25 protein-coding genes are annotated in these 23,888 nt (G+C 61.0%); 7 read left to right on the top strand and 18 right to left on the bottom strand.

Annotation, left to right across the window (positions count from 1 at the left end; genetic code table 11):
- Nucleotides 1-14: 14 nt before the first annotated feature.
- Both ACXAF5_RS00545 and secA read right to left on the bottom strand, forming a co-directional pair.
- The gene (locus tag ACXAF5_RS00545) at nucleotides 15-917 is read right to left on the bottom strand and encodes a hypothetical protein (protein WP_474945155.1); all 903 of its coding nucleotides are present in this window, start codon (nucleotides 915-917) and stop codon (nucleotides 15-17) included.
- 133 nt (nucleotides 918-1,050) lie between these two features.
- Nucleotides 1,051-3,750, bottom strand: coding sequence for a preprotein translocase subunit SecA (gene secA, locus ACXAF5_RS00550; protein WP_474945156.1), 2,700 nt, complete (start codon nucleotides 3,748-3,750; stop codon nucleotides 1,051-1,053).
- Nucleotides 3,751-3,927: 177 nt separating this feature from the next.
- On the opposite strand from secA, the gene ACXAF5_RS00555 reads away from it, so the two are divergent.
- Genes ACXAF5_RS00555 through mutT form a run of 3 tightly spaced genes read left to right on the top strand, consistent with a single transcriptional unit; the run spans nucleotide 3,928 to nucleotide 6,447 of the window.
- On the top strand, nucleotides 3,928-4,779 hold the full coding sequence (locus ACXAF5_RS00555; RefSeq protein WP_474945157.1) for a peptidylprolyl isomerase: 852 nt from the start codon (nucleotides 3,928-3,930) through the stop codon (nucleotides 4,777-4,779).
- A 34-nt stretch (nucleotides 4,780-4,813) separates the two neighbouring features.
- Nucleotides 4,814-6,040: a bifunctional glutamate N-acetyltransferase/amino-acid acetyltransferase ArgJ gene (argJ, locus tag ACXAF5_RS00560; protein ID WP_474945158.1), complete on the top strand. Its 1,227-nt coding sequence runs from the start codon at nucleotides 4,814-4,816 to the stop codon at nucleotides 6,038-6,040.
- Nucleotides 6,037-6,447 (top strand): 8-oxo-dGTP diphosphatase MutT, encoded by a 411-nt coding sequence (mutT, locus tag ACXAF5_RS00565; protein ID WP_474945159.1) that lies wholly within the window; start codon nucleotides 6,037-6,039, stop codon nucleotides 6,445-6,447. The genes argJ and mutT overlap by 4 nt, the downstream gene beginning before the upstream one ends.
- 76 nt (nucleotides 6,448-6,523) lie before the next feature.
- On the opposite strand, the gene infB is transcribed toward mutT, so the two are convergent.
- The 8 genes from infB to pip all read right to left on the bottom strand — a co-directional run bounded on the left by infB (nucleotide 6,524) and on the right by pip (nucleotide 15,266).
- Nucleotides 6,524-9,034 carry a translation initiation factor IF-2 gene (infB, locus tag ACXAF5_RS00570; protein ID WP_474945160.1) on the bottom strand — a complete coding sequence of 837 codons (2,511 nt, stop codon included), beginning with the start codon at nucleotides 9,032-9,034 and terminating at the stop codon, nucleotides 6,524-6,526.
- An 8-nt stretch (nucleotides 9,035-9,042) separates the two neighbouring features.
- Nucleotides 9,043-9,660 carry an RNA-binding protein gene (locus tag ACXAF5_RS00575; RefSeq protein ID WP_474945161.1) on the bottom strand — a complete coding sequence of 206 codons (618 nt, stop codon included), beginning with the start codon at nucleotides 9,658-9,660 and terminating at the stop codon, nucleotides 9,043-9,045.
- Between the two features lie 28 nt (nucleotides 9,661-9,688).
- On the bottom strand, nucleotides 9,689-11,305 hold the full coding sequence (nusA, locus tag ACXAF5_RS00580) for a transcription termination factor NusA (RefSeq protein ID WP_474945162.1): 1,617 nt from the start codon (nucleotides 11,303-11,305) through the stop codon (nucleotides 9,689-9,691).
- Nucleotides 11,305-11,916, bottom strand: a complete 612-nt coding sequence (rimP, locus tag ACXAF5_RS00585) for a ribosome maturation factor RimP (protein WP_239322321.1) — start codon at nucleotides 11,914-11,916, stop codon at nucleotides 11,305-11,307. Before rimP ends, nusA begins: the two co-directional genes overlap by 1 nt.
- A 145-nt stretch (nucleotides 11,917-12,061) precedes the next feature.
- Complete coding sequence (locus tag ACXAF5_RS00590) at nucleotides 12,062-12,808, bottom strand: anti-sigma factor family protein (RefSeq protein WP_474945163.1); 747 nt, start codon at nucleotides 12,806-12,808, stop codon at nucleotides 12,062-12,064.
- Complete coding sequence (locus tag ACXAF5_RS00595) at nucleotides 12,805-13,317, bottom strand: RNA polymerase sigma factor (RefSeq protein ID WP_474945164.1); 513 nt, start codon at nucleotides 13,315-13,317, stop codon at nucleotides 12,805-12,807. The genes ACXAF5_RS00590 and ACXAF5_RS00595 overlap by 4 nt, the downstream gene beginning before the upstream one ends.
- A 114-nt stretch (nucleotides 13,318-13,431) precedes the next feature.
- Nucleotides 13,432-14,289 carry an ABC transporter substrate-binding protein gene (locus ACXAF5_RS00600; RefSeq protein WP_474945165.1) on the bottom strand — a complete coding sequence of 286 codons (858 nt, stop codon included), beginning with the start codon at nucleotides 14,287-14,289 and terminating at the stop codon, nucleotides 13,432-13,434.
- On the bottom strand, nucleotides 14,286-15,266 hold the full coding sequence (gene pip / locus ACXAF5_RS00605) for a prolyl aminopeptidase (protein WP_239322317.1): 981 nt from the start codon (nucleotides 15,264-15,266) through the stop codon (nucleotides 14,286-14,288). Before pip ends, ACXAF5_RS00600 begins: the two co-directional genes overlap by 4 nt.
- A gap of 50 nt (nucleotides 15,267-15,316) precedes the next feature.
- On the opposite strand from pip, the gene ubiG reads away from it, so the two are divergent.
- Nucleotides 15,317-16,060: a bifunctional 2-polyprenyl-6-hydroxyphenol methylase/3-demethylubiquinol 3-O-methyltransferase UbiG gene (ubiG, locus tag ACXAF5_RS00610; protein WP_474945166.1), complete on the top strand. Its 744-nt coding sequence runs from the start codon at nucleotides 15,317-15,319 to the stop codon at nucleotides 16,058-16,060.
- 299 nt (nucleotides 16,061-16,359) lie between these two features.
- Here ubiG and ACXAF5_RS00615 read toward each other — a convergent pair whose 3' ends face one another.
- The 4 genes from ACXAF5_RS00615 to ACXAF5_RS00630 form a co-directional block, all read right to left on the bottom strand.
- Nucleotides 16,360-16,800 carry a MarR family winged helix-turn-helix transcriptional regulator gene (locus ACXAF5_RS00615; RefSeq protein ID WP_239322315.1) on the bottom strand — a complete coding sequence of 147 codons (441 nt, stop codon included), beginning with the start codon at nucleotides 16,798-16,800 and terminating at the stop codon, nucleotides 16,360-16,362.
- Nucleotides 16,800-17,633 carry a carbon-nitrogen hydrolase family protein gene (locus tag ACXAF5_RS00620; protein ID WP_474947780.1) on the bottom strand — a complete coding sequence of 278 codons (834 nt, stop codon included), beginning with the start codon at nucleotides 17,631-17,633 and terminating at the stop codon, nucleotides 16,800-16,802. The genes ACXAF5_RS00615 and ACXAF5_RS00620 overlap by 1 nt, the downstream gene beginning before the upstream one ends.
- Before the next feature lie 4 nt (nucleotides 17,634-17,637).
- On the bottom strand, nucleotides 17,638-17,895 hold the full coding sequence (gene grxC, locus ACXAF5_RS00625; RefSeq protein WP_239322313.1) for a glutaredoxin 3: 258 nt from the start codon (nucleotides 17,893-17,895) through the stop codon (nucleotides 17,638-17,640).
- A gap of 71 nt (nucleotides 17,896-17,966) precedes the next feature.
- Entirely contained in the window at nucleotides 17,967-18,698 is a 732-nt protein-coding gene (locus tag ACXAF5_RS00630) for a double zinc ribbon domain-containing protein (protein WP_474945167.1), read from the bottom strand.
- An 11-nt stretch (nucleotides 18,699-18,709) separates the two neighbouring features.
- Here ACXAF5_RS00630 and ACXAF5_RS00635 point away from each other — a divergent pair, with 11 nt between their 5' ends.
- Both ACXAF5_RS00635 and hemH read left to right on the top strand, forming a co-directional pair.
- Nucleotides 18,710-19,543, top strand: a complete 834-nt coding sequence (locus ACXAF5_RS00635) for a class I SAM-dependent methyltransferase (protein ID WP_474945168.1) — start codon at nucleotides 18,710-18,712, stop codon at nucleotides 19,541-19,543.
- Nucleotides 19,544-19,653: 110 nt separating this feature from the next.
- Complete coding sequence (gene hemH / locus ACXAF5_RS00640) at nucleotides 19,654-20,715, top strand: ferrochelatase (RefSeq protein WP_474945169.1); 1,062 nt, start codon at nucleotides 19,654-19,656, stop codon at nucleotides 20,713-20,715.
- Between the two features lie 90 nt (nucleotides 20,716-20,805).
- Here the strand turns inward: hemH and ACXAF5_RS00645 are convergent, their stop codons facing one another.
- Together ACXAF5_RS00645 and ACXAF5_RS00650 are read right to left on the bottom strand one after the other, a co-directional pair.
- On the bottom strand, nucleotides 20,806-20,988 hold the full coding sequence (locus ACXAF5_RS00645; protein WP_239322309.1) for a hypothetical protein: 183 nt from the start codon (nucleotides 20,986-20,988) through the stop codon (nucleotides 20,806-20,808).
- Between the two features lie 139 nt (nucleotides 20,989-21,127).
- Entirely contained in the window at nucleotides 21,128-21,745 is a 618-nt protein-coding gene (locus tag ACXAF5_RS00650; RefSeq protein WP_239322308.1) for a L,D-transpeptidase, read from the bottom strand.
- 166 nt (nucleotides 21,746-21,911) lie between these two features.
- On the opposite strand from ACXAF5_RS00650, the gene dalA reads away from it, so the two are divergent.
- Nucleotides 21,912-22,406, top strand: a complete 495-nt coding sequence (gene dalA, locus ACXAF5_RS00655) for a divisome-associated lipoprotein DalA (RefSeq protein WP_474945170.1) — start codon at nucleotides 21,912-21,914, stop codon at nucleotides 22,404-22,406.
- Nucleotides 22,407-22,496: 90 nt separating this feature from the next.
- Here the strand turns inward: dalA and ACXAF5_RS00660 are convergent, their stop codons facing one another.
- Together ACXAF5_RS00660 and ACXAF5_RS00665 are read right to left on the bottom strand one after the other, a co-directional pair.
- Complete coding sequence (locus tag ACXAF5_RS00660; protein WP_239364412.1) at nucleotides 22,497-23,012, bottom strand: L,D-transpeptidase family protein; 516 nt, start codon at nucleotides 23,010-23,012, stop codon at nucleotides 22,497-22,499.
- 76 nt (nucleotides 23,013-23,088) lie between these two features.
- Entirely contained in the window at nucleotides 23,089-23,874 is a 786-nt protein-coding gene (locus tag ACXAF5_RS00665; RefSeq protein ID WP_474945171.1) for an ion transporter, read from the bottom strand.
- Nucleotides 23,875-23,888: the final 14 nt, after the last annotated feature.

The raw sequence follows: 23,888 nt of genomic DNA on the forward strand, positions 1-23,888 counted from the left end.
TGGTGTCGTCGCCGTCAGTTGGCGGCGATTTTCAAGCTTTCGACGAGATTATTCAACACCAGAAAATCACCAACCGCAGAACAGTCTGGCATGTTCAGGGTCAGATCCCGCGTCCGCAGGTGGTCCCCGCGGCGTTCCACCAGTTGGGCAGAGATCGTGCGATCACAATTCATCGCGGTAATCTCCGCTTCGACGGAGACGTCAGCATCGCCAAGAGCTGCGCTCTGCGGCAGGGTGTAGACCTGCAGCAGATGGGGGGCAATCTGATCGGGGTCGCCCAACAGCTCGACGGAGCCAGCGCCCCGACCGGGCTCGGACCCGGCCCAGACATGACCCTCTTCGCCATAGGTGGCACCAAATTCAAGCGCATGCAGCTCAAGCCCGCTGTGTCCCTGCCACTGCAGCGCAACACGTTCGACGCGGTCAAAATCCACAACCCGCGCACTCGCCTCCAGATCGCGCCCGGTTGCAAAATCCGCCAACACCACGGAATGCGCCGCCATGGCAGGCACCTGGCCGGAGTACGTTCCGGCAGGTGACAGGGCTTCGGTGATCATCAGACCGCTGTGATGCAGGGTGAACCGCTCCCCCGCATGGCACGGTGCGTCAATTTCGACTTGCAGGAAGGCATCTTTGGCAGAGGTCACCGTCATATCCGCGGAACATCCCGCAGCCGGATCCGTCACCGCGCCCGCATCGGGCCGAGAGGGGCGCACAACGGGCGCGGCCGAGGTAAAGGTGAGATCCTGCAACACCAGCTTTCCGGTGTCCGGTTCGCTTGGCAGCGTGGCTGGGGCAGACACCGCGACGGGTCCAGGCCCGCGCATGTCATCGGCGCGCTTTTGCATGTACAAGCCTGTGCCCAATGCGCAGCTGACCGTGGCCGCCACAATCAGCACTGTCACTCGTGTACCCATAACCACTCTCCTTACCCCAAAAGGTTAAGGATTCGTATCTCTCGAAGGAGGCCAGACTGTGGCAGGGGCCGGGAGGAATATCGGCGATTGCCACAGTCTTTAATGAAATCGTCGCTTGTCGCGATCGTCTGCGTCAGCCCAAGCGGCCGTGGCAGTGTTTGAACTTCTTGCCCGACCCGCAGGGGCATTTGTCGTTGCGCGAGGGGTTGCCCCAGGTCGAGGGGTCATCTTCGACAAAGCCCGCAAGCGGTTCTTCCACCGGGTCTGCCGCGGCCGGAGCCGGGCCCGCAGCCTGTTGCATGGCAGACTGGCGGGCCGCCATCTGCATCATCATCTCACGCTGCTCTTCTTCGCTCAGCGGGCGCACCCGGGACAATTGCTGTGTCACGGTTTCGCGCAGCGAATCGAGCATGGATTCGAACAGCTGGAAGCTCTCGTTCTTGTATTCATTGAGCGGATCGCGCTGCGCATAGCCCCGGAACCCGACCACAGAACGCAAGTGCTCCAGCGTCAGCAGATGTTCGCGCCATTTGGCATCGATGGTCTGCAACAACACCTGCTTTTCGATGTTGCTCATCCCCTCCTCACCGAAGGCATCAACCTTCTCGGCCATCAGCTTGTCAGAGGCCTCGATCAGGCGTTCACGGATCTGCTCGTCGTCCACGCCTTCTTCTGCGGCCCAGTCGGCCACGGGCACGTCAATGCTCAGCTTGTCCTTGACGTCCTCCTGCAGCCCTTTGGTGTCCCATTGGTCGGCATAGGTCTTGGGCGGCATGTAGATATCGATCAGATCGTCGATCACCTCGTGACGCATATCCGTCACGATCTCGTGGGTGTCCTCCGAGGCCATGATTTCACGACGCTGGGCAAAGACCACCTTGCGCTGGTCGTTCATCACGTCGTCGAACTTCAGCACGTTCTTGCGCATGTCGAAGTTGCGACCTTCGACCTTGGCCTGCGCACGTTCCAGCGATTTGTTCACCCAGGGGTGCACGATCGCCTCGCCCTCTTGCATGCCGAGCCCGGAGAGCAGTTTCTCCAGCCGTTCGGAGCCGAAGATGCGCATCAGGTCGTCTTCGAGGCTGAGGTAGAATCGGGTGCGCCCCGGGTCGCCCTGACGACCGGACCGGCCCCGCAGCTGGTTGTCGATGCGGCGGCTCTCGTGGCGTTCTGAGGCCATGACAAAAAGACCGCCAGCGTCGAGAACCTTCTGCTTCTCTTCGGCGTGTTTGGCTTCTTCTTCGGCGCGCAATGCCGCCGGATCCGCCTCCGGATTGGCCTCCAGCGCCTCCATCACCTTCAGGTCGACGTTGCCGCCCAGCTGAATGTCGGTGCCGCGTCCCGCCATGTTGGTGGCGATGGTGACCGCACCATAACGCCCAGCATCAGCGACGATCTTGGCTTCTTGCTCGTGATGGCGTGCGTTCAGAACATTGTGTTCAATGCCTTCCTGTTGCAGCAGGTGGCTCAGCAGTTCGGATTTCTCGATCGACGTGGTGCCCAGCAGGACCGGCTGGCCCTTTGCATGGGCGACCTTCGCCTCCGCAATCATCGCTGTGTATTTTTCGCCAGCGGTGCGATAGACCTGATCGTCCTCATCCACACGGGCGATCGGCCGGTTGGTCGGAACCTCGACCACACCGAGACCGTAGATCTCCGCAAATTCCTCCGCTTCGGTCATCGCCGTGCCGGTCATGCCGGACAGCTTGTCATAGAGGCGGAAGTAGTTCTGGAACGTGACCGAGGCCAGGGTCGTGTTCTCCGGCTGGATCTGAGCGCCTTCCTTGGCCTCGATCGCCTGATGCAGCCCCTCGGAGAGGCGACGGCCCGGCATCATCCGACCGGTGAATTCGTCGATCAGCACCACATTGCCGTCCCGCACGATGTAGTCCTTGTCGCGCTGGAACAGCTTGTGCGCACGCAGCGCCTGGTTCACGTGGTGCACCACAGTGGTGCTCTCGGGATCATAGAGGCTGGCGCCCTCTTCAAGCAGACCCGCCTGTTGCAGCGACTGTTCGAGGAACTCGTTGCCCTCGTCGGTAAAGGTCACGCCGCGGGTCTTTTCGTCGATCTCGTAGTGATCTTCATCCAGCGTCGGAATCAGCGTGTCGATGGTTTCATAAAGTTCCGAGCGATCCTCGGCCGGGCCGGAAATGATCAGCGGCGTCCGGGCCTCATCGATCAGGATCGAGTCGACCTCGTCGACGATCGCGAAATTGTGCTGTTTCTGGAACACCTGATCCAGCGAGGGCTTCATGTTGTCGCGCAGATAGTCAAAGCCCAGCTCGTTGTTGGTGGCATAGGTGACGTCGCATTCGTAGGCGGCCATCTTCTCCGCCTCGGGCTGGTTCGAATAGATCACGCCGGTGGTCATCCCCAGCGCCTCGAACACCTTGCCCATCCATTCGCTGTCACGCTTGGCGAGGTATTCGTTCACCGTGACCACATGCACACCCTTGCCGGTGAGCGCGTTCAGATAGGCCGGGAAGGTCGCGACCAGCGTCTTGCCCTCACCGGTCTTCATCTCGGAGATATTGCCCTGATGCAGGAAGGTGCCGCCCATCAACTGCGTGTCGAAGGCCCGCAGACCCAGAGCGCGGCGTGCGGCCTCGCGCACATTGGCAAAGGCTTCGGGCAGGAGGGCATCAAGGCTCTCACCGGCAAGAGCCCGCTTGCGCAGGTCCTCGGTCTTGTCCTTCAGCCCCTGGTCACTCAACGCCTCGAACTCCGGCTCCAGCGCGTTGATTTTTGCAATCAGCGGCCGTGTCGCCTTGATTTTGCGGTCGTTCGGCGTGCCGAAGACCTTTTTGGCGAGAGTTCCGATACCCAGCATGTGCGCTCCAAAAGTCCTGTTCACGGCCTTGTTTTGCGGCAGGCTTGCCCGCCGTGTTCGCAACCCATAAACAAAGGTGGAAAGACGGTCCTGCCGCAGGCCCTATGGCGATGTAAGGGGCAGGAAAATAAGTGTCAACGCCACGACCCTCCGTGGCAGGAATATAGGAAGGTTTCCATGCGCAAAGGTCTCACTTTTTTGCGGGGCGTCGTTGCAGCGACTGTTTTCGGCCTCACAGTACCCGCTCATGCCGAACAGACCGCCAATACCGTCATCGCGAAGGTGAACGGCGAAGAGATCACTCTGGGTCACATGATTGTGGCGCGATCCAAACTGCCAGCTCAATACCAAAGCCTTCCGGACGATGTGCTGTTCAATGCGCTGCTGGACCAGCTGATTCAGCAGACCACGCTGAAACAACAGCTGCACGGTGATGTGCCGGAGCTTGTGCGGCTGAGCGTCGAGCACGAGAAACGCTCGCTTCTGGCCTCGACGGTGATCGAAACGATCATGGAAAATGCCCAGTCCGAAGACGCGATTCGTGAGGCTTACGATGCCCGCTATTCCACTGGCGACGGCGGCGACGAGTTCAACGCCTCGCATATTCTGCTGGAGACGGAAGAAGCCGCGATCGACATCAAGGAACAGCTGGATGCCGGCGCGGACTTCGCATCGCTGGCGAAAGAATCCTCCACCGGACCGTCCGGCCCCAATGGCGGCGAGCTGGGTTGGTTTGAAAACGGGCGCATGGTGCCCGAGTTCGAGGCCGCAGTCACCGAAATGCGGGCCGGAGAGGTCTCCGACCCGGTGCAGACCGAATTTGGATGGCACGTCATCAAACTGCATGAGCGTCGCAAGCTGGAGGCACCCGACTTTGACGAGGTCCGCGAAGAAATCGCGCAGGAACTGGCGGTGCAGGCCGTCGAAGACCGCGTCAATCAGCTGACCGCAAATGCGATGATCGAGCGTTCCGAGATCGAAGATCTGGATCCGTCGGCGCTGCGCGACATGAGCCTGATCCAGAACTGATCCCATCCCCTGCGTTTGCAACTGGAGGCCCAAGATGGCTAAATCCCTGCCCCGTTCACCGCTTGCGCCCGCAACGTTTCCGGATCTTCCGGTGATCGGCGGTGTGCGCTTTGCCGCGGCTGCCGCGGGCGTCAAATATCAGGGCCGCACCGACGTGATGCTTGCGGTGATGGACCCGGGCACGGCGGTTGCGGGTGTTTTCACCCGATCCGCCACCCGCTCCGCCCCCGTGCTGGATTGCCAGGCAAAGCTGGGCGGCGATCCGGGCCAGGGTGCGGCCATCCTGGTCAACTCCGGCAATTCCAACGCCTTTACCGGTCACTACGGGCAGACCTCGGTTGCAGAGATCACCGCTGCGGTCGCTGAATGCACCGGGCTGCCGCAGGAGCGGGTCTTCACCGCCTCGACCGGTGTCATCGGTGAACCGCTCCCCCACGACCGTATCGTGACCAAACTGGATGACCTGCACGACGCCCTGTCCGATACCGCGCTGCAACAGGCTGCCGAGGCTATCATGACCACGGATACCTTTGCCAAGGGGGCCTCCGCGACGGTCGAGATCGACGGCGCGCCGGTGCAGATCGCCGGCATCGCCAAGGGTTCGGGCATGATCGCGCCGGATATGGCTACCATGCTGGTCTATATCTTTACCGATGCTGTGTACGACCAAGGAAAACTTCAGGCGCTGTTGTCGGCGGAGAATGATACCTCATTCAACTGCATCACCGTCGACAGCGACACCTCGACCTCCGACAGCCTGATGCTCTGTGCAACGGGCGCGTCCGGCGTGGATGCCACCGACCACCCGGCCTTTGCCACCGCTTTGCGGGGCGTCATGCTGGATCTTGCGCATCAGGTGGTGCGCGACGGTGAAGGCGCGACCAAATTCGTCGAGATCCAGATCACTGGCGCGGCCAGCGACGCCGACGCCAAGGTACATGGCCTGGCCATTGCCAACTCGCCGCTGGTCAAGACCGCCATTGCCGGCGAAGATCCCAACTGGGGTCGCGTGGTGATGGCGATCGGGAAATCCGGCGCAAAGGCCGACCGTGACCTGCTGTCGATTTCCTTTGGCGATATACGTGTCGCGGAAAAGGGATGGGTTGCCCCGTCCTACAAAGAGGAACTGGGCGCCGCCGAAATGAAGAAGGACGAGATCACGCTGAAGGTTGATCTTGGCCTTGGCGATGGGTCCGCAACCGTCTGGACCTGCGATCTGACCCATCAGTACATCACCATCAATGCGGACTATCGCTCATGACGGATCAGAAAAAAGTCGTTCTGGTCTCTGCCGTCGCCCTGATCGATGTCGAGGGCCGTATCCTTCTGGCGCAACGTCCCGAGGGCAAGTCCATGGCCGGTCTGTGGGAGTTTCCAGGCGGCAAGGTCGAAGAGGGCGAAACCCCCGAGGTCGCCCTGATCCGTGAACTTCAAGAGGAACTGGGCATCAACACCTGGTCAAGCTGCCTGGCGCCGCTGACCTTTGCCAGCCATTCCTACGAAAAGTTCCACCTGCTGATGCCGCTCTTTGCCTGCCGCAAATGGGAAGGCATTCCGCAGGCCCGCGAAGGTCAGGTGCTGAAATGGGCACGTCCGCAAGAGCTGCGCGACTACCCCATGCCCCCCGCGGATATACCGCTGATCCCGATCCTGCGGGACTGGCTCTGAACACCCCCGCATCCCCGGCACGCAAAAACCCCCGGCTGTTTCCAGCCGGGTTTTTTTTTGTTGTCTCATCCTATCCTCAGTCGAGGGTGCGGGTGACTTCCTCACGCTCGAAGATCTCGATGACATCTTTCGGGCGGATGTCTTCGTAGTTCTCGAACGCCATACCGCATTCCTGACCGGACTGAACCTCGGACACTTCGTCCTTGAAGCGCTTCAGGGTCTTCAGCGTGCCTTCGTGGATCACCACGTTGTCGCGCAGCAGACGCACACCGGCAGAGCGGCGGGCCACACCTTCGGTGACGAGACAGCCGGCAACCTTGCCGACGTTGGACACTTTGAAGACGTCCTTGATCTCGGCATAGCCGATGAAGTTCTCCCTGATCTCTGCCGAAAGCAGACCGGAGGCCGCAGCTTTAACATCGTCCACCAGATCGTAGATCACCGAATAGTAGCGGATTTCCACGCCCTTCTGGTTGGCGGTGTTGCGGGCAGAGGCATTGGCACGGACATTGAAGCCCATGACCGGCGAGCCGGAGGCTTCGGCAAGCCCGATGTCGGTTTCGGTGATCGCGCCCACACCGGAGTGCAGCACGCGCACGCGCACCTCGTCGTTGCCGATCTTTTCCATCGCCTGAACGATGGCTTCGGCAGAACCCTGCACATCCGCTTTGACCAGGATCGGCAGCTCGGAGACGTTCTCGTCTTCCTTGGCCTTCTGCATCAGCTGTTCAAGCGTCGTCGCAGCGCCGGCAGCAGCGCGTTTGTCCTTCGCCGCCTGTTCGCGGTATTCGGCAATCTCGCGCGCCTGTGCTTCGGTCTCTGTCACGTTCAGCACATCGCCCGCTTCGGGGGTGCCGTTGAGACCGAGAACCTCGACCGGAACCGAGGGACCGGCTTCCTTGACGCGTTCGCCCTTGTCGTTGATCAGCGCGCGGACCTTACCGTATTGCTCACCCACAACAAAGATGTCGCCCTGGCGCAGGGTCCCGGTCTGAACCAGAACCGTTGCAACCGGACCACGGCCCACGTCGAGCTGTGCTTCGATCACGGCGCCTTGCGCGGCACGGTCGGGGTTCGCCTTCAGCTCAAGGATCTCCGCCTGAAGCGCGATCGCTTCGAGCAGTTCATCCAGACCCTGGCCCGTATGGGCGGAGACTTCGACGTCCTGAACATCACCGGACATCGCTTCGACGATCACCTCGTGTTGCAGAAGTTCGGCGCGGACCTTGTTCGCATCGGCGGCGGGTTTGTCGATCTTGTTGATCGCCACGATCATCGGCACTTCGGCCGCTTTGGCGTGATTGATCGCCTCGATCGTCTGCGGCATGACCGAGTCGTCCGCCGCAACCACAAGAACCACGATATCCGTCACCTGCGCCCCGCGGGAACGCATCGAGGTGAAGGCCGCGTGGCCGGGGGTGTCGAGGAACGACAGCACGGCACCGCTGTCGGTGGTCACCTGATACGCACCGATGTGCTGGGTGATCCCGCCTGCTTCGCCTGCAACAACCTTGGCATCGCGGATCGCATCGAGAAGCGAGGTCTTACCGTGGTCGACGTGACCCATGATGGTAATGACCGGCGGACGCGGTTCCAGGTCTTCTTCCTTGTCCTGGACCTCCTTGATGACGTCCTCGACATCAGCATCGGAGACACGAACCACCTTGTGGCCGAATTCCTCGATGATCAGTTCGGCGGTGTCGGCGTCGATGGTCTGGTTCTGCGTGACCATCATGCCCATGTTCATGAGTGATTTGACCACATCCGCAACCCGTTCCGCCATCCGGTTTGCCAGTTCGGACACGACGATTGCTTCGGGCAGCTGCACGTCGCGGATCACCTTTTCACGTTCGACCGAACCGCCCATGGCCTTCTGACGCGCGCGCTCCTGCTTGCGCTTCATGGCTGCAACAGAACGATGCCGCCCGCCTTCGCCGCCAGTCGCCTGGCTCAGGGTCAGCTTGCCAGAGCGGCGTCCGCCGTCATCACGACCCTTGCCACCGCGACCACGCTCTTCGCGTTCGCGTTCCGCCTTGCGCGGCTGCGTGGTCGGTTTCGGCGCACCGCCCGCCGGGCCACGTGCCGCCGCAGGCGCACCGGCGCCCTTGTCAGCCTTGGGTGCCGCAGCTTTCTCTGCTGCCGCGCGCTTGGCGGCCTCTTCGTCTTCCTTGCGCTTGCGCTCTTCTTCTTCGGCTTTCTGGCGCGCCTTTTCTTCGGCCTCGCGCTGTTCGCGCTCCTTGGCCTCCTGTTCGGCACGGCGGCGCTCACGCTCCTCGGCGCGGGCCTTTTCTTCGGCCTCACGCTGGGCTGTTTCTTCGGCCTCGCGCGCTTTGGCGGCCTGAAGCGCCTTCAGGCGGCGGTCCATTTCCGCATCAGAAATACCAGCAGGGCGCCGCGAAGCATCGCCGGCAGCAACGCCACCGGCGCCGCCTTTGCCTGCGCCCGGCTTGGGGACAACCACGCGCTTACGCTTGGTTTCCACCACAACATTCTTGGTCCGACCGTGGCTGAAGCTCTGTTTCACATTGCCGGGCCGAGACCCGCTACCACGAAGACCCAATGTCTTTTTGCCGTCACTATCGCTCATAAAGCTCTTTATCCTTCCGTGCGGCCGATGCCGCCCTTTTCGCGCAAACCCTGCAATCGCTGGGCTTCCTCTACAACACGTTGGCTGAGTCCACCAGAGGCGAGCGCGGCATGTATGACAGTTTCACGCCCAAAAGCCATCCCAAGCTCGTCTGCCGTCATGCATCCGATGTATTTGCCGCGGTGCGGCGTACTCAGTTTCGACTTCCCTCGCCCGGACCCGTCAGACGCTTGGATCAAGATCCGTGCCTCTTCCTTGTCCAGCCAATCCTTGACCTTTTCATAGCCACCCACGGCATCGCCCGATTTTCGGGCAAGGCTGATCAGGTCGACCGTGCGGCGCAACACCTGACGCTCCACCTCGTCAACCAGCCCGTCCTGAACCGTGACCTGCGCCTTGAACCCGCGTGCGAAGAGTTTCTTCTTCACCGCTTGTTCCAGCGCAGCCCGCGTCGCGGTCACGTAGACACCACGACCGGGCAGCTTTCCCATCACATCCGGGTAGACCTGATTGTCAGGCCCCAGCACAAAACGGATCAGCCCGGCCTTGGGCTGTGTCTCGCCAGTCGCGATACATTTCCGTTCTGGCCCGTCAGCACGGGATTTTTCTGCACCACCACGGGTCATTCATATCTCCTGGGCGTCAGGAAGCCGATCAGGCTTCCGCTTCCCCTTCGGCTTCTTCTTCGGGATCTTCGGCATCGGCTTCAAGTTCTGCCGGGTCCACCCAGCCGAGCATGATGCGTGCCGTCATCACCAGATTTTGCGCCTCTTCAAGGCTCACGTCGAAGGGTTCGAGAAGACCTTCATCCTTCACACGTTCGCCATTGACCGTGGTCCAGCCGCCGGCCAGTTCCCAGTCAGCGCAGGTGGCGAAGTCGTCGAGAGTCTTAACGTCATCCTTCGCCAGTGCTTCCACCATCTGGGGTGTCAGGCCCTCAAAGTCAATAAGGCTGTCCTCGGCCCCCAGGCTGCGTGCATTGTCGAGCGCCGCCTTGGCCTGCGCTTCGAGGTAGTCACGGGCCCGCGCCTGAAGCTCTTCGGCGGTACCTTCATCGACGCCGTCGATGACCAGCAGTTCGTCAAGCTCAACATAGGCAACCTCTTCGAGGTTGGTGAAGCCTTCGGAGACCAGCAGCTGGGCAAAGAACTCGTCCAGGTCGAGGGTCTCCATGAACAGGGCGGTGCGTGCCTCGAATTCTTTCTGACGGCGTGCGGATTCTTCCTCTTCCGTCATGATGTCGATGTCGAGGTTGGTAAGCTGAGACGCCAGACGCACGTTCTGACCACGGCGGCCAATGGCGAGCGACAGTTGCTCGTCCGGCACCACCACTTCGATCTTGCCCGCTTCTTCGTCCAGAACCACCTTGGACACTTCTGCGGGTTGCAGCGCGTTCACCAGGAAGGTTGGCTGGTCTTCGTTCCACGGGATGATATCGATCTTTTCACCCTGAAGTTCGTTCACAACCGCCTGCACGCGGGAGCCACGCATACCGACGCAGGCGCCAACCGGGTCGATCGAGCCGTCATAGGACACAACGGCGATCTTTGCGCGCGAACCGGGGTCACGGGCCACGGCCTTGATCTCGATGATGCCGTCATAGATTTCCGGCACTTCCATCTTAAAGAGCTCCGCCATGAATTCCGGCGCGGTGCGGCTGAGGAAAATCTGCGGGCCACGGGGCTCGCGACGTACATCCTTGATGAAGCAGCGGATACGGTCGTTGGGGCGATAACTTTCGCGGCCGATTTTCTCGTTGCGGCGCAGGATGCCTTCGCCGGAACCGATATCGACGATGACGTTGCCGTATTCTTCGCGCTTGACGACACCGTTGATGATGGTGCCGTTGCGGTCCTTGAACTCTTCGTACTGGCGATCCCGCTCCGCTTCGCGCACCTTCTGCAGGATGACCTGTTTGGCCGATTGTGCTGCGATCCGGCCCATCTCAACCGGGGGAACTTCATCGATGATGGTGTCGCCGACGCTGGGGTTTTCCATGTACTGTTTGGCTTGCGCCAAGGTCAGTTCGGACTGGTAGTTTTCCAGCTCCTCGTCCTCGACCACGGTGCGCACGCGGGTGAAGGTCGCCTTGCCGGTCTTGCGGTCGATCGAGACCCGAATGTCCATCTCGCTGCCGTAGCGGCTCTTGGCGGCACGGGCGAGGGATTCTTCCATCGCTTCGACCACCAGACCGGGGTCGATCATCTTTTCACGCGCCACGGCCTCGGCGGTTTGCAACAGCTCCAGCTGGTTTGCAGAGGTGATAGCCATTACTTGTTCTCCTCTTCGGACCCTGTGGTCCCTTCTGCGGACCCTTCGGTCTCGATGTCGTCAAAGGCGTCTTCGTTCAGAACACCAGCGGCCTTGCGCTGGCGCAGCATTTCCTTGATCAGGTCGTCGGTCAGAACCAGCTTTGCGTCGCTCAGCCAGTCGAATTTCAAACCGATGGTCACGGTCTCACCGTGTTCCTCGATATTGATCAGAACCTCATCTTCTTCGACGCCGGCCAACTCTCCTTTGAAGCGGCGGCGACCGTCGATCAGATCGGCGGTTTCCAGCTTCGCCTCATAGCCTTCGAACGTGTCGAAGTCCTTCAGGCGGGTCAGCGGGCGGTCGATGCCGGGGCTCGAGACCTCCAGCGTGTAGGCATCGAGAATCGGGTCCTCGACATCGAGCGTGGCGCTCACGGCGTTCGAGATCGCCGCACAGTCATCGACCTCGATGCCGCCATCAGGACGGTCAGCCATGATCTGTAGCGTCGTGGTCTTGCCGGACATCAACCGGATGCGGACCAGTTCATAGCCCAGATCCTCGATCACCGGGGTGATGATCTCGGCCAGGCGGCGGTCGATCGCGGCTTTGGCTATCAGGTCGTTGCTCATCAGACTTCCAAACACAAAAAAACGGGCCTGCGGCCCGTCGAAATCAATCAAAGGTGCCTCAGGCCCAGAGCCCGACGCGCCGCTGTTGAGCGTGGATATACGCCTGCGGTCACCGTTTTGCAAGCCTTTCCTCCGACGCGGGCGATCAGCCCTGCCCGAGGCGCTGCTTCATGGCGTCGGCCAGGGCACGGGTACGCGCGGGATCCTGCCCACCGATCACCAGGTAACCAACGCCATCTTCGACCCAAGACGTCGCCGCCAACCCCTGCGCCATGCGGTCATTGGGCGCGCTGTCATCATTGGTGGTGGTCAGGACACACAGGGCAAAAGGTGTCCCATCTTCACCAAGATAGGCCATTTGCATCAGCGGTTTGCCCTTGAACCCCAGAACCTGCGCGCGGCGAAACTCCACGCCCTCGACCGCAGTGGCCGCCGCCAGCTCGACGCCGACCCGGCTTTGGAAATCCTCCAGAACGCCCAGCGCAACCTCTGGCGCCTGGGTGGTCTCTTCCACCGTCTCGGTCATGTAGAGGCTTTGATAGCTGGCCACCACCTCGATCCAGCCCGGCGCAGCTTGCTCTGGTTGCGACAGGTAGCCGCCTGTGAACCCGATTCCCAGTGCAAGCACAACCGAGGCCGCAAGCTGCATCGGACGCCAGTTGCGATTGGCGGCGGGGCGCGGCAGGGCTGGCGCCGGCGGGGGGGCAAGACGCTCCATCGCAAATGCTGCGCGCAGCGTCTCCATCGGCAGGCTCAACCCTTCCACCCGTGCGACCAGGGCAGGGTCGCTCTCCAGCCCGGCCTCGATCCGGGCCGCAAGTGCGGCGTCCGCCTCGCCATCCAGAAAGGCGGTCAGATCCTCATCGGTGAAACTGTTGCTTACCTCGGTCATTCTCCGGCCTCCACCGCAGACAGGGCGCCTGCGACCTTCTTGCGTGCGCTGGCCAGACGGCTCATCACCGTCCCGATCGGAATCCCAAGCGTGTCCGCGGTTTCCTGATAGGTGAAGCCTTCGACATAGGCCAGAAGCACGACGACACGCTGACCTTCCGGCAGCGCTCCTATCTTGGCAAACACTTCAGCGACGAAAATATTCTCTTCCGACGTCGCAGATCCGTCGGCAATCTCGGTGTCTTCCAGCGCCACGATCCCGGTTCCGGTCCGCACCGCCGTCGCCCTGATCTCGTTCAGCCACAGCCGGTGCGCCATGGTGAAAAGCCAACGATCAAGATGCGTACCGGGTTGATAGCTTTCGTGTTTTTCCATGGCGCGCAGGCAGGTGTTCTGGGCCAGATCATCCGCCCGATCCCGCTTGCCCGTCTGCACAAGGCAGTAACGCCAGAGCCGCGGATAAACCGCTGCGATGCCCTCCCGGATCTCTTCAAGCGCCGTTTTTTTCAAAAAACCGAGAATGAATCCCACTCCTGCGGACTGCGCAATCTATCACGTCATAGGTAATTGGCGCCACTCTAACGATATTCCGAGAGCGATCTCAACTCATTGTTTGGAAAGCGCTCACGCCATCCACCAGCGTTCGGCAATGCGGTGGTCGTCCAGTGGTGCGCGGGAGGACACCCGGTGTGGCAGCATCACATGCGGCGCGGCAGCCAGCGCCATATCGCCCTCCGACGGGTGAAAGCGAAAGCTGCCGCGACCGCGCAGCCCATCCGGCAGCGGCAATGTCGCAACGTCGACAAAGCCGTCGCGCAAGGCTTCTGCCCGGACCGCAGAATCCGGAATCACAATCAGTTCGATGGCATCAAACCATCCGGCCTGCTCGCGCTTGAAATGATGCTCGCGGCGCGCGGCGCGAAAGTGATGCTGCTCACGCGCCCGCTCGACCTCATAAAGCCCGCTGCCGACACTGCTGGCGAGCGGCATCGCAACCGCGCCCTCGGGCGCAATCACCAGGCCGGTATCCGCCAGCCGATATGGCAGATGTGGATTCCCCTCCCGCAAGGACAGAACCACCGCGCCCTCTGGCGACAGGAAGATGTCATCCAGCGCCTCCAGATGCAGCTCACCCCGCACCGCATGCGCCTCCAGCGAGGCCACAACATCCGCACCCGAAAGCAAACGCCCGTCATGAAACGCCACATCGTTGCGAATATCCAGCGACCACAGGCGCGCGGCATCATCGCTGCGCCAGCCTGTCGCCAGCTCACCGCGCAACACGCCATCTGGGGCAACTTCGGTCAGCTGGTTATACACCGCGCCACGCGCAACGCGGGACATCAGATCGTCTTCGCGCGGCACCGCCAGACGCAGCGTCCCGCCCCGCTGGGGATGTTGCGCCAACCCCGCCCCCGTGGCAGCCAGCAGCGCCGCCGCGGCACCGGTGGCAAAAAGCGCACGTCGATCCAGCCGCTTCATGACAGCAGATCCTCGCCCAGCTGATCCATCGTCTTGACCAGCGCGGCACTGATTCCGGGCTCTGACAGCGCATGACCGGCGTTGCGCACCATGATCAGATCCGAATTCGGCCAGGTCTGGTGGATGCTATACGCCGATTGTGGCGGGCAGATCATGTCATAACGCCCCTGGACGATGACGCCGGGAATATGGGCGATCCGGCCCATATTGGCGAGGATTTGACCATCCATATGGAGAAAACCGGCATTGGAAAAATAGTGGTTCTCCAGACGGGCAAACGCACGCGCGTAATCGCCGGGGCTCTCTCCCGATACGCCGTTCGAATAGACCGAGGCGAGCGCATTCTCCCACGCGGACCACGCACGCCCATACCGGATTTCCTCCTCGCGATCCCCGGAGAACAAGCGCCTGTTGTATGCGGTGATCAGATCGCTCTGCTCATCCTCGGGGATGAGATCCGTGAACTTTGCCCAGGTCTCTGGCCAGAACTTTCCCGCACCCCCACCATAGAACCAGCTCAGCTCCGCCTGCGTCATCAGGAACACGCCGCGCAGGATCAGATGCGTGACACGCTCCGGGTGGGTCTGCGCATAGACCAGCGCCAGTGTCGCGCCCCAGCTGCCGCCGAACAGCATCCAGGCATCGATGTCCAGCAGCTCGCGGATCATCTCCATGTCTGCCACCAGATGCCAGGTGGTATTGTCCTCGCAAGACGCATGCGGACGCGAGCGGCCACAGCCACGCTGGTCAAACAGGATGACGCGATAAATGCTCGGATCGAAATAACGCCGCATTGCCGGGCTGGTGCCGCCACCTGGGCCGCCATGGCAGACAATCACCGGAATCCCGTCCGGATTGCCACATTGCTCCAGATAGATCCGGTGCCCCTGCCCCACATCCAGCATCCGCTGATCGAAAGGCTCGATCGGCGGGTAGAGAAACTGCACTGCGCGCTTTTGATCCGGGTATTTGTCCATTACTGACCTAGCTAACAACTGAACCCACAAGAAAACACACGGAGACAGGAATGCAAGCGCAACAGTCCACGGTAGACCCCTCCGAAATCGCCAAGTTCGAAGCGATGGCGGCTGAATGGTGGGATCCCAACGGAAAATTCAAGCCCCTGCATATGCTCAACCCCTGCCGACTGGACTATATCACAGACCAGATCGCGGGCGAATTTGATTGCGACCTGACTGCTGAGGCACCGTTCTCAGAGCTGCGCGTCCTCGACATCGGCTGCGGAGGCGGCCTGCTGAGTGAGCCGATGGCCCGTCTTGGGGCCACCGTGGTCGGGGCCGATGCCGCCGAAGGCAACCTGCCCGTCGCCCGCATCCATGCCGAACAATCCGGGCTGGAGATCGACTATCGCCACACCACCGCCGAAGCCCTGGCCGAGGCTGGTGAAACCTTTGACGTGGTGCTCAATATGGAAGTGGTGGAACATGTCGCCGATCCGCTCAGCTATCTGACCGCGACGCAAAAGCTTCTGAAGCCGGGTGGCCTGCAGATCTGCTCCACCATCAATCGCAACCCCAAGAGCTACGCCATGGCCATTTTTGGCGCCGAGGTGGTGATGCGCTGGCTGCCGCGCGGAACGCATGAGTGGTCAAAGTTCATAACCCCGGATGAGCTGTTCGACCTGCTGGAACAGGCCGGCCTGAGGCCTGTGGACCGCAAGGGGTTCGTCTTTAATCCACTGCTTTGGAAATGGTCGATCTCTGATCGTGACCTCAGCGTAAACTACGTCACCGCAAGCATAAAACCGTGATTTGTTTGCGCCGCGGGGTCCGCGCAGCGCATCACCATCTCGTTGCGTCGCCTGATAATCGAGGTGCGCTATACTTTGGTATAGGTGGTCATCCTTCCGCGCGATTGTGCTTTGACCCGCGGATGCATAATCTCGAAAGACATTCGTTCGCGACAGGCGTTCACACCGCGCCGGTTGCATGGACACTCGAATGACAGTCTTGGGGACGCACTCACACCACTCACGGCCCCTGAATAGAAAAGAGCGCCGGAATTTCCCGGCGCTCTTTTTTTGGGGTCCGCTCCCGATCAGGCTCGGCGTCAGTCCTCGGTTTCCAGTTTGCCGCGAAACTCGCGCAGGATCGGCAGCGCCGCGCGTACCCGGTCCCCGCCCAGCTCTGTCACGACCTCGGAAATCATCGGAATGATCGATGCCAGCGCCGAATCGCGTGCCTTGCGGCCGGCCGGGCTGATCGCGACCATCTTGCGGCGCGCATCATCCCAGTCGGGGCGCACATGCACATAGCCCGCCACCTCAAGCTTGTTGATGGTGTTGGTCATAGCGCCACGGGTGACGTGAAATGCCTTGGCCAGCTGTGCCGGAGACCGCTCCAGACCGGCGCGCGCAAGATGATTGAGAACGGAGAAATGCGACAGCTCCATCCCCTTGGGCAAGGCTTTCCCAAGCCGGGCACGGGCCAGTTGGTCCGCCATCAGGATTTCGCTGAACAGCGAAATGGCAAGGGAATGGTTCTCGTCCATCAGGGTCCATCAAACTCCCGGTCATGGCTCAGCGAAGGTAAGCGTTTGCGCGCCTTTTTCACCGCTTCAAGATCAAGGTCAACGCAGATCACCCCGACATCGGTGCCCGCATCGGCCAGCACTTCGCCCCAGGGCGCAACCACCAGGGAGTGGCCGTAGGTCTGGCGGCTGGCGCCGCGACTCGCGGAATGGGTCCCGGTCTGCGCCGCGGCCAGCACAAAACAGCCGGTCTCGATCGCCCGCGCCCGCAACAGGCTGTGCCAATGGGCAGCGCCTGTCACATGGCTGAAGGCAGCGGGTGCGGTCAGGATCTCGGCGCCGCCCTTGGCAAGACGGCGATGCAACGCGGGGAACCGAACATCATAGCAGATGGTCATGCCGACTTTGGCAAAGCCTGCATCAGCGACCACCGCCCGCGTTCCGGGCCGGTAGCCATCAGATTCGCGATAGGTTTCCTCTGGCGTGACCTCCACATCGAACATGTGGATTTTATCGTAACGCGCACAGATTTCACCCGTGGGTGAAATCAGGAACTGCCGATTGGCGAAACGGCCATCCGCATCCGTTGTTTTCACACCGATCGACCCGATAGAGAGCCAGATCCCGTGATGCGTGGCAGTCTCGCGCAGCCCCGCCAGCGTCGGATCATCGTCTTCGTGGTGCAAGACTGCGCGCTGGTGCGTGCGGCTGGTGGACAGGCAGTTGGTGACCTCAGGCGTCAGGACAAACTCCGCCCCCTCGGCAACGGCGCGGGCGATCATGCCGCGTGCCGTTGCAAGGTTCTCCTCGGGCATATCCGAGGAGCACATCTGAAGAAGGCCAACCCGCACCATCTGCTCAGGCCGCCAGTAGCGGATCGAGCTTGCCGGCGCGATCCAGCGCATAAAGCTCGTCACAGCCCCCGACGTGGATTTCGCCGATAAAGATCTGCGGTACCGTGCGGCCCCCATCTGCGCGCTGGATCATCTCCGCCTTGCGGTCAGGATCGGCCAGCACGTCGATTTCGGAAAAGCTCACACCCTTTTGATTCAGCAGACGCTTTGCCGCGTGGCAAAAACCGCAAAGGGGAGAAGTGTAGATTTCGACCGGTTTCATAGGGGGCTCCGTAGGCATTGCTCATGGGTTTTGCGGCATGTGGGTGTTTTTATCAAGCATTGCCAGAGATTTCACGCCGCCGTGACCCGTGCGAGAACAAGGACGCTGACCTTCGCGGCACCCGCTGCGACACAGGCCCGCGCGCAGGCAGACAGCGTCGATCCGCTGGTCATCACATCATCCACAAGCAACACCCGCTGCCCATCGAGGCGCGACGTCATACGCGGGTTGGGCCGGATGGCATCGTCCAGAAGCATCATCCGCTCTTCCCGGCTGCGGCCCTCGAGCATCGGAGTCTTGGTGACCCTCATCAGCGCATCCGGGCAGCAATCGCAGCCTTCGCGCGCCGCAAGAGCCTGTGCCAGCAGCGCGGATTGATTGTAGCGTCGGCGCAGAAGGCGCGTCCAATGCAGCGGCACCGGCACCACCAGGGGTTTGTCCGCCAGAAGGTCCGGCGCCGCGCGCGCCATCCATGAGGAGGCAGGCCGCGCCAGATCGGTTCGGTCGCCGTGTTTCAGTGCCAGCACCAATCGACGCCCCTGCCCGCCATAGAGCAGCGCGGCGCGGCCCTGGCTCCATTCCCGTGGTGTCCGCAGACAGGCGTCGCACTGCACAATCTGGTCGTCGGCCTCTCCGGGGAGGGGTGCACCGCAGGAATCGCAGACCAACCCGGAAATAAACGAGGTGTCACGCCAACAGGCGCTGCACAGGCCAAAATCGCTCTCGACCAACCCGCCGCAGTTCAGACAGCGCGCGGGGTAGACCAGTGAAACTGCCGTTTGAATCCGTGCCCGCAACGTCATAGGTACACCTCATGACAAAAGAACCGATGGCTCATCCCCAGATCTTTGACCGAGAGGCGCTGAAACTGCGCCGCGCCCGGCGCAAACCGGAGGCGATGTTCCTGCACGACTTGGCCAGAGACGAGATCGAGGATCGGCTCAGCATGGTTAAGAGAGTCTTTACCAAGCCCGCGATTGTTGCGCCTTTTGCGGAACCCTGGGCGGACCTGCTGCCGGAGGCAAAGATCATCTCGGATGACGAGGTGCTGGATCTGGCCCCGCAGGCGCATGATCTGTTGATCCATGTGATGGCGCTTCATTGCGCCAATGACCCGGTCGGGCAGTTGATCCAGTGCCGGCGCGCGCTAAAGGAGGATGGCTTGCTGCTGGTCGTGACGCTGGGCGGTCAGACCCTGCACGAGCTGCGCAGTGCCCTTGCGGAGGCAGAGACATATGTCAGCGGCGGTCTGTCCCCAAGAGTCGCGCCCATGGGTGAAATCCGTGATCTTGGCGGGTTGCTGCAACGGGCGGGGTTTGCCCTGCCGGTCGCAGATCTTGTGCCCTTGACGGTCCAGTACCGCGACCTTGCACATCTGATGCGGGATTTGCGCGATATGGGGGAAACCAACACGCTGACCGAGAGGCTACGCAGCCCCACCCGTCGTGCAGTGTTCACGCTTGCCGATCACATCTATGCCCAGAATTTTGTCACACCAGAGGGCGCGCTGGCGGCAACCTTCGAACTCGTATGCCTCACCGGCTGGTCCCCCGCCGACAGTCAACCGCAGCCCCTGCGTCCCGGCTCCGCCAAGGCGCGGCTTGCGGATGCGCTGAAGGTGCCGGAAACCAAACTGCCCGAGACGTGATGATAACCTGAGCCAATGGTCGCAGTGAGATGATCCAATTGGCCTTTCCCACCGTACCGACGTAACAATCGACACAACATCTATTTTTCCGAGACACAGGACACTTGCCCATGCTGGATGCGACCTCACCTGCGACCCGCCCTGACCATGCGCCCGCGGATCACCCGCCGGTCAAGGCGGAAAAGGTCGGCATCCTGCTGGCCAATCTCGGAACTCCCGATCACTACAGCTATTGGCCCATGCGTCGCTACCTGAACGAGTTTCTGTCGGACAAGCGCGTGATCGATTATCCGTCGTGGAAATGGCAGCCACTGTTGCAACTGATCATCCTCAGCAAGCGTCCCTTTGCCTCTGGTGAGGCTTACAAGTCGATCTGGAATCACGACAAGGGCGAAAGCCCGCTGATGACGATCACCAAGGACCAGACCAAGGCCATGGCACAGGCGATGGAAGAGGTCTACGGCGACCGTGTGATGGTGGATTTCTGTATGCGCTACGGCAACCCTTCCACCAAATCGAAGGTCGAAGAGATGATCGCCGCCGGGTGCCGCAAGATCCTGTTTGTGCCGCTTTATCCGCAATACGCTGGCGCCACGTCGGCGACTGCAAACGATCAGTTCTTCCGCGTGCTGATGGATCAGCCCTGGCAGCCAGCGGCGCGCACGATCGAACCCTATTTCGATCACCCCGAATACATCGACGCGCTGGCGAAGTCGGTCGAGGACGCCTATGCCAAGATGGAAAAGACGCCGGACATCCTGGTGTGTTCCTACCATGGCATGCCCAAGCGCTATCTGATGCAGGGCGATCCCTATCACTGCCAATGTCAAAAGACGACGCGGCTGCTGCGCGAGCGCCTCGGATGGGACGAATCACAGATCACAACCACGTTTCAGTCGGTCTTTGGGCCCGAGGAATGGCTGCGCCCCTACACGGTCGAACATGTCGCGGAGCTGGCGAAACAGGGCAAGAAGAACATCGCGGTGATCGCACCGGCCTTCTCGGCGGACTGCATCGAGACGCTGGAAGAGATCAACGAGGAGATCTGCGAGAGCTTTGAGCACGCGGGCGGTGAAAACTTCACCTATATCCCCTGCCTCAATGACAGCGACGCGCATATCTCCGCCCTGTCGAGCGTCATTCGCAACAACCTCAAGGGCTGGCTCGACTGAGCCCCCTTGTGCAGCACGACATGGGGCCAAGCAGGCAATAAAAAAGGCGGCTGGAGATCCAGCCGCCTTCCTTGTTCTTTAGGGCAACGATTAGTTGCTTGCAGCAGCAGCGGCCACGATGACCAGCAGCAGCAGCGGCAGCAGGATGCCGGAAGAAGAACCGGTTGCTTCTTCAACAATAACCGGCGCTTCAACGATCGGTTCTGCCAGGGAGCCAGCGGATGCAGCGGATGCAGCAGCGACCAGAGCGGCAGCGATAACGAGTTTCTTCATGTTAACCTCCAGAATACGCGCACAGCACACATATGATGTGCGCACTCAAGACTTACCTCGTGGTTTTTTTCTAAGCAGTAAACCCACCGGATTGCAATTGCTTGTTAAATCCCTTTGACCCGCCCCGACGCGGTTGTCGTCAAATTAGCAACACCTGTGTGCCGTTTCGTGCCAACTCAAAAAGCTGGGCGATATGTTCGTTGTAGAGGCCGATGCAGCCATTGGAGGAGCGGCGGCCGATCTTGCGCGTGTCGTGGGTGCCGTGGATGCGATAGTACTTCCAGCTCAGGTAAAGCGCATGGGTGCCCAGCGGATTGTCCGGTCCCGGCGGGATATAGGCCGGCCATTCGGGGTTGCGCTTGCGCATGTTGGGCGTCGGCGCCCAGCCCGGCCCCTCGACCTTGCGGACAACCCGGGTGCGGCCACGCCGCGTCAGGTCATCACTCAGCGGAACCGACGACGGGAACAGTTTGTAGACCGATTGGTCCTCGGACCAGTAGTGCAACGCGCGGCTGTCGATATCCACCAGGATGGCGCCCCGCTTCAGGTTATCGAAATAGGGCCGCCAGTCCTTGGCGCGGAAGGCCGAAATATTGCGCACGACATTGGGCTCGGGCTCCGGCGGTGGCCGCAGCGGATCATAGGAGGGGTCTTCTGCCTCGCTCAGGTCCTGCGCCAGCGCGGGTGCGGCCAGAAGAGATGTCGTGCCTGCAAGGAATTGCCGACGGGTCGGGGTCAAGAATGGTTTGCGTGTCATGACATGCTTCTCTGCAATGAATCTGCGGGATTTCGCTACAGTTTATGGCCGGAATGCCTCAGTCGCAATTCAATCCCCCCATATCTCGCCAATGTGACCGGGCCGGGTTTGCCTATAAGTCACAGGAGCGTTAAGGGACGCTGTGATCCAACACTTAGGGTTTAGAATGACACGCGTATTCCTGATTATGGCTACACTGACGAGTTTTGTCCTAGCGGCCTGTACCACCGGCAATGATGGGTCCGCGACCGGCTCCGGCGTCTATAGAATTCGCAACGAAGAACGCGTTCAGTTCCGGATGCTCGATTCCGTCAACGCATTGCGCGAAGCCGCCGGCAGCCCCGCCGTGCAGCTGAACGCGCAGTTGAATGCCGCGGCCGCCACCCATTCCCGCGATATGTCGGTGCAGAACCGCCCCTGGCACTTCGGGTCGGATGGCTCCTCGCCATTGGATCGGGTCGCGCGTGTCGGATACAGCGGCGCCCTGCTGGGCGAGGCGATTTCGGAAACCTACGAAAACGAACAGCAGACGCTGGCGGCCTGGATGCAGGACAGCGGCACCCGCTCGGTTATCATGGACCCCAAAGCCACCAACATGGGGTTTTCCTGGTTCCAGGAACCCAATGGCAAGATCTGGTGGACCCTGGTGATGGCCAACTGACGCTGATCCCGACGACCTCTGATACAAAAAGGCCGCTCGTGACATGAGCGGCCTTTTTTTAATGTCTCGTCTTACCTACGCCGGGCCGAGCTAGGCTCTGAGCGTGATCAGCGTGCCGTTGTTGACCATTGCCCAGATTTCCTCGATCTCATCGTTGCGCACAGCGATGCAGCCAGCGGTCCAATCCTGAACCCTGGAGGCCCGACGCCGGTCCGACCTGTCGTTGGGTTCACCGTGAATGAAGATGTCGCCGCCCGGGCTTGCGCCGATCGCGCGCGCATAGGCCCGATCTGCGGTGTTGGGATAGGAGATCCCGAGGGACAGGTGGAACTGGCTGCGCGGGTTGCGCCGGTCAATCAGATAGCTGCCTTCCGGTGTGCGTCCATCGCCTTCGATCTGCTTGTGCCCGATGGGGGCAAACCCCAAACCGACGCGGTATTCACGCAAGACATTGCTGTCATTCAGCAGGTAGAGTTTTCGCGCGCCCTTGTTGACCACGACGGACGTCACGGGTGGTCCGTTGTAGCGCGAAATATGGGGGCCGCTGGAACACCCCGCTGTCCCGAGAGCAGCCAGAACGCCTGCTCCAAATGTTCGCCTGTGCATTGTTGTGCTCTGTCCGCTCTTCTAGGCTTTGTGCTCTTTGATTAGCACTACATCAAACTTGGTTAACAAATCCTAATCACTTTTGCGTCGAACGGTCCTGGAGCTGCGAAATGCGATTTTCGATCGCCTCCAGCCGGGAAATCACCTGGTCCCGATAGGCATCGGTGCGTTCGCCCTCTTCCTCCGAATGGGCATCCTGCATCGAATTCACGATCAGGCCGACCAGCAGGTTCACCACCGCAAAGGTCGTCACCATGATAAATGGCACGAAGAAGGCCCAGGCATGGGGGTAGACCTCCATCACCGGGCGCACGATGCCCATCGACCAGCTTTCCAATGTCATGATCTGGAACAACGAATAGGCCGACAGCCCAAGGGTGCCAAACCACTCCGGAAAACTGTGGCCAAACAGTTTCGTCGCCATCACCGACCCGATGTAGAAGATGATCGCCATCAACAGAAAGACCGAGCCCATGCCGGGCAGCGCGGTGATGAACCCTTCTACAACCCGCCGCAGCCGCGGTGCCACGGAAATGACCCGCAACACCCGCAAGATCCGCAAGGCCCGCAGCACGGAGAACCCCTGTGCCCCGGGGACCAGCGCGATGCCCACGATCAGAAAATCAAAGATGTTCCAGCCACTGAGAAAGAACCGCAAGCGCCGCACAATGAGCTTTGCCGCGATTTCCAGCACAAAGATCAACAGGCACAGCTTGTCCACGAGGTGAACGATACCGCCCGCATGCGCCATGATGACATCTGAGGTTTCCATGCCCAGTGTCACCGCATTCACCAGAATCACAGCGGTGATAAACCGGCTAAAGCTGTCGCTCTCCAGCACGGCGGTCAGGCGGTCGATCATCGGGCACTCCTCGG

The organism is Epibacterium sp. ABV4_022 (assembly GCF_056159345.1).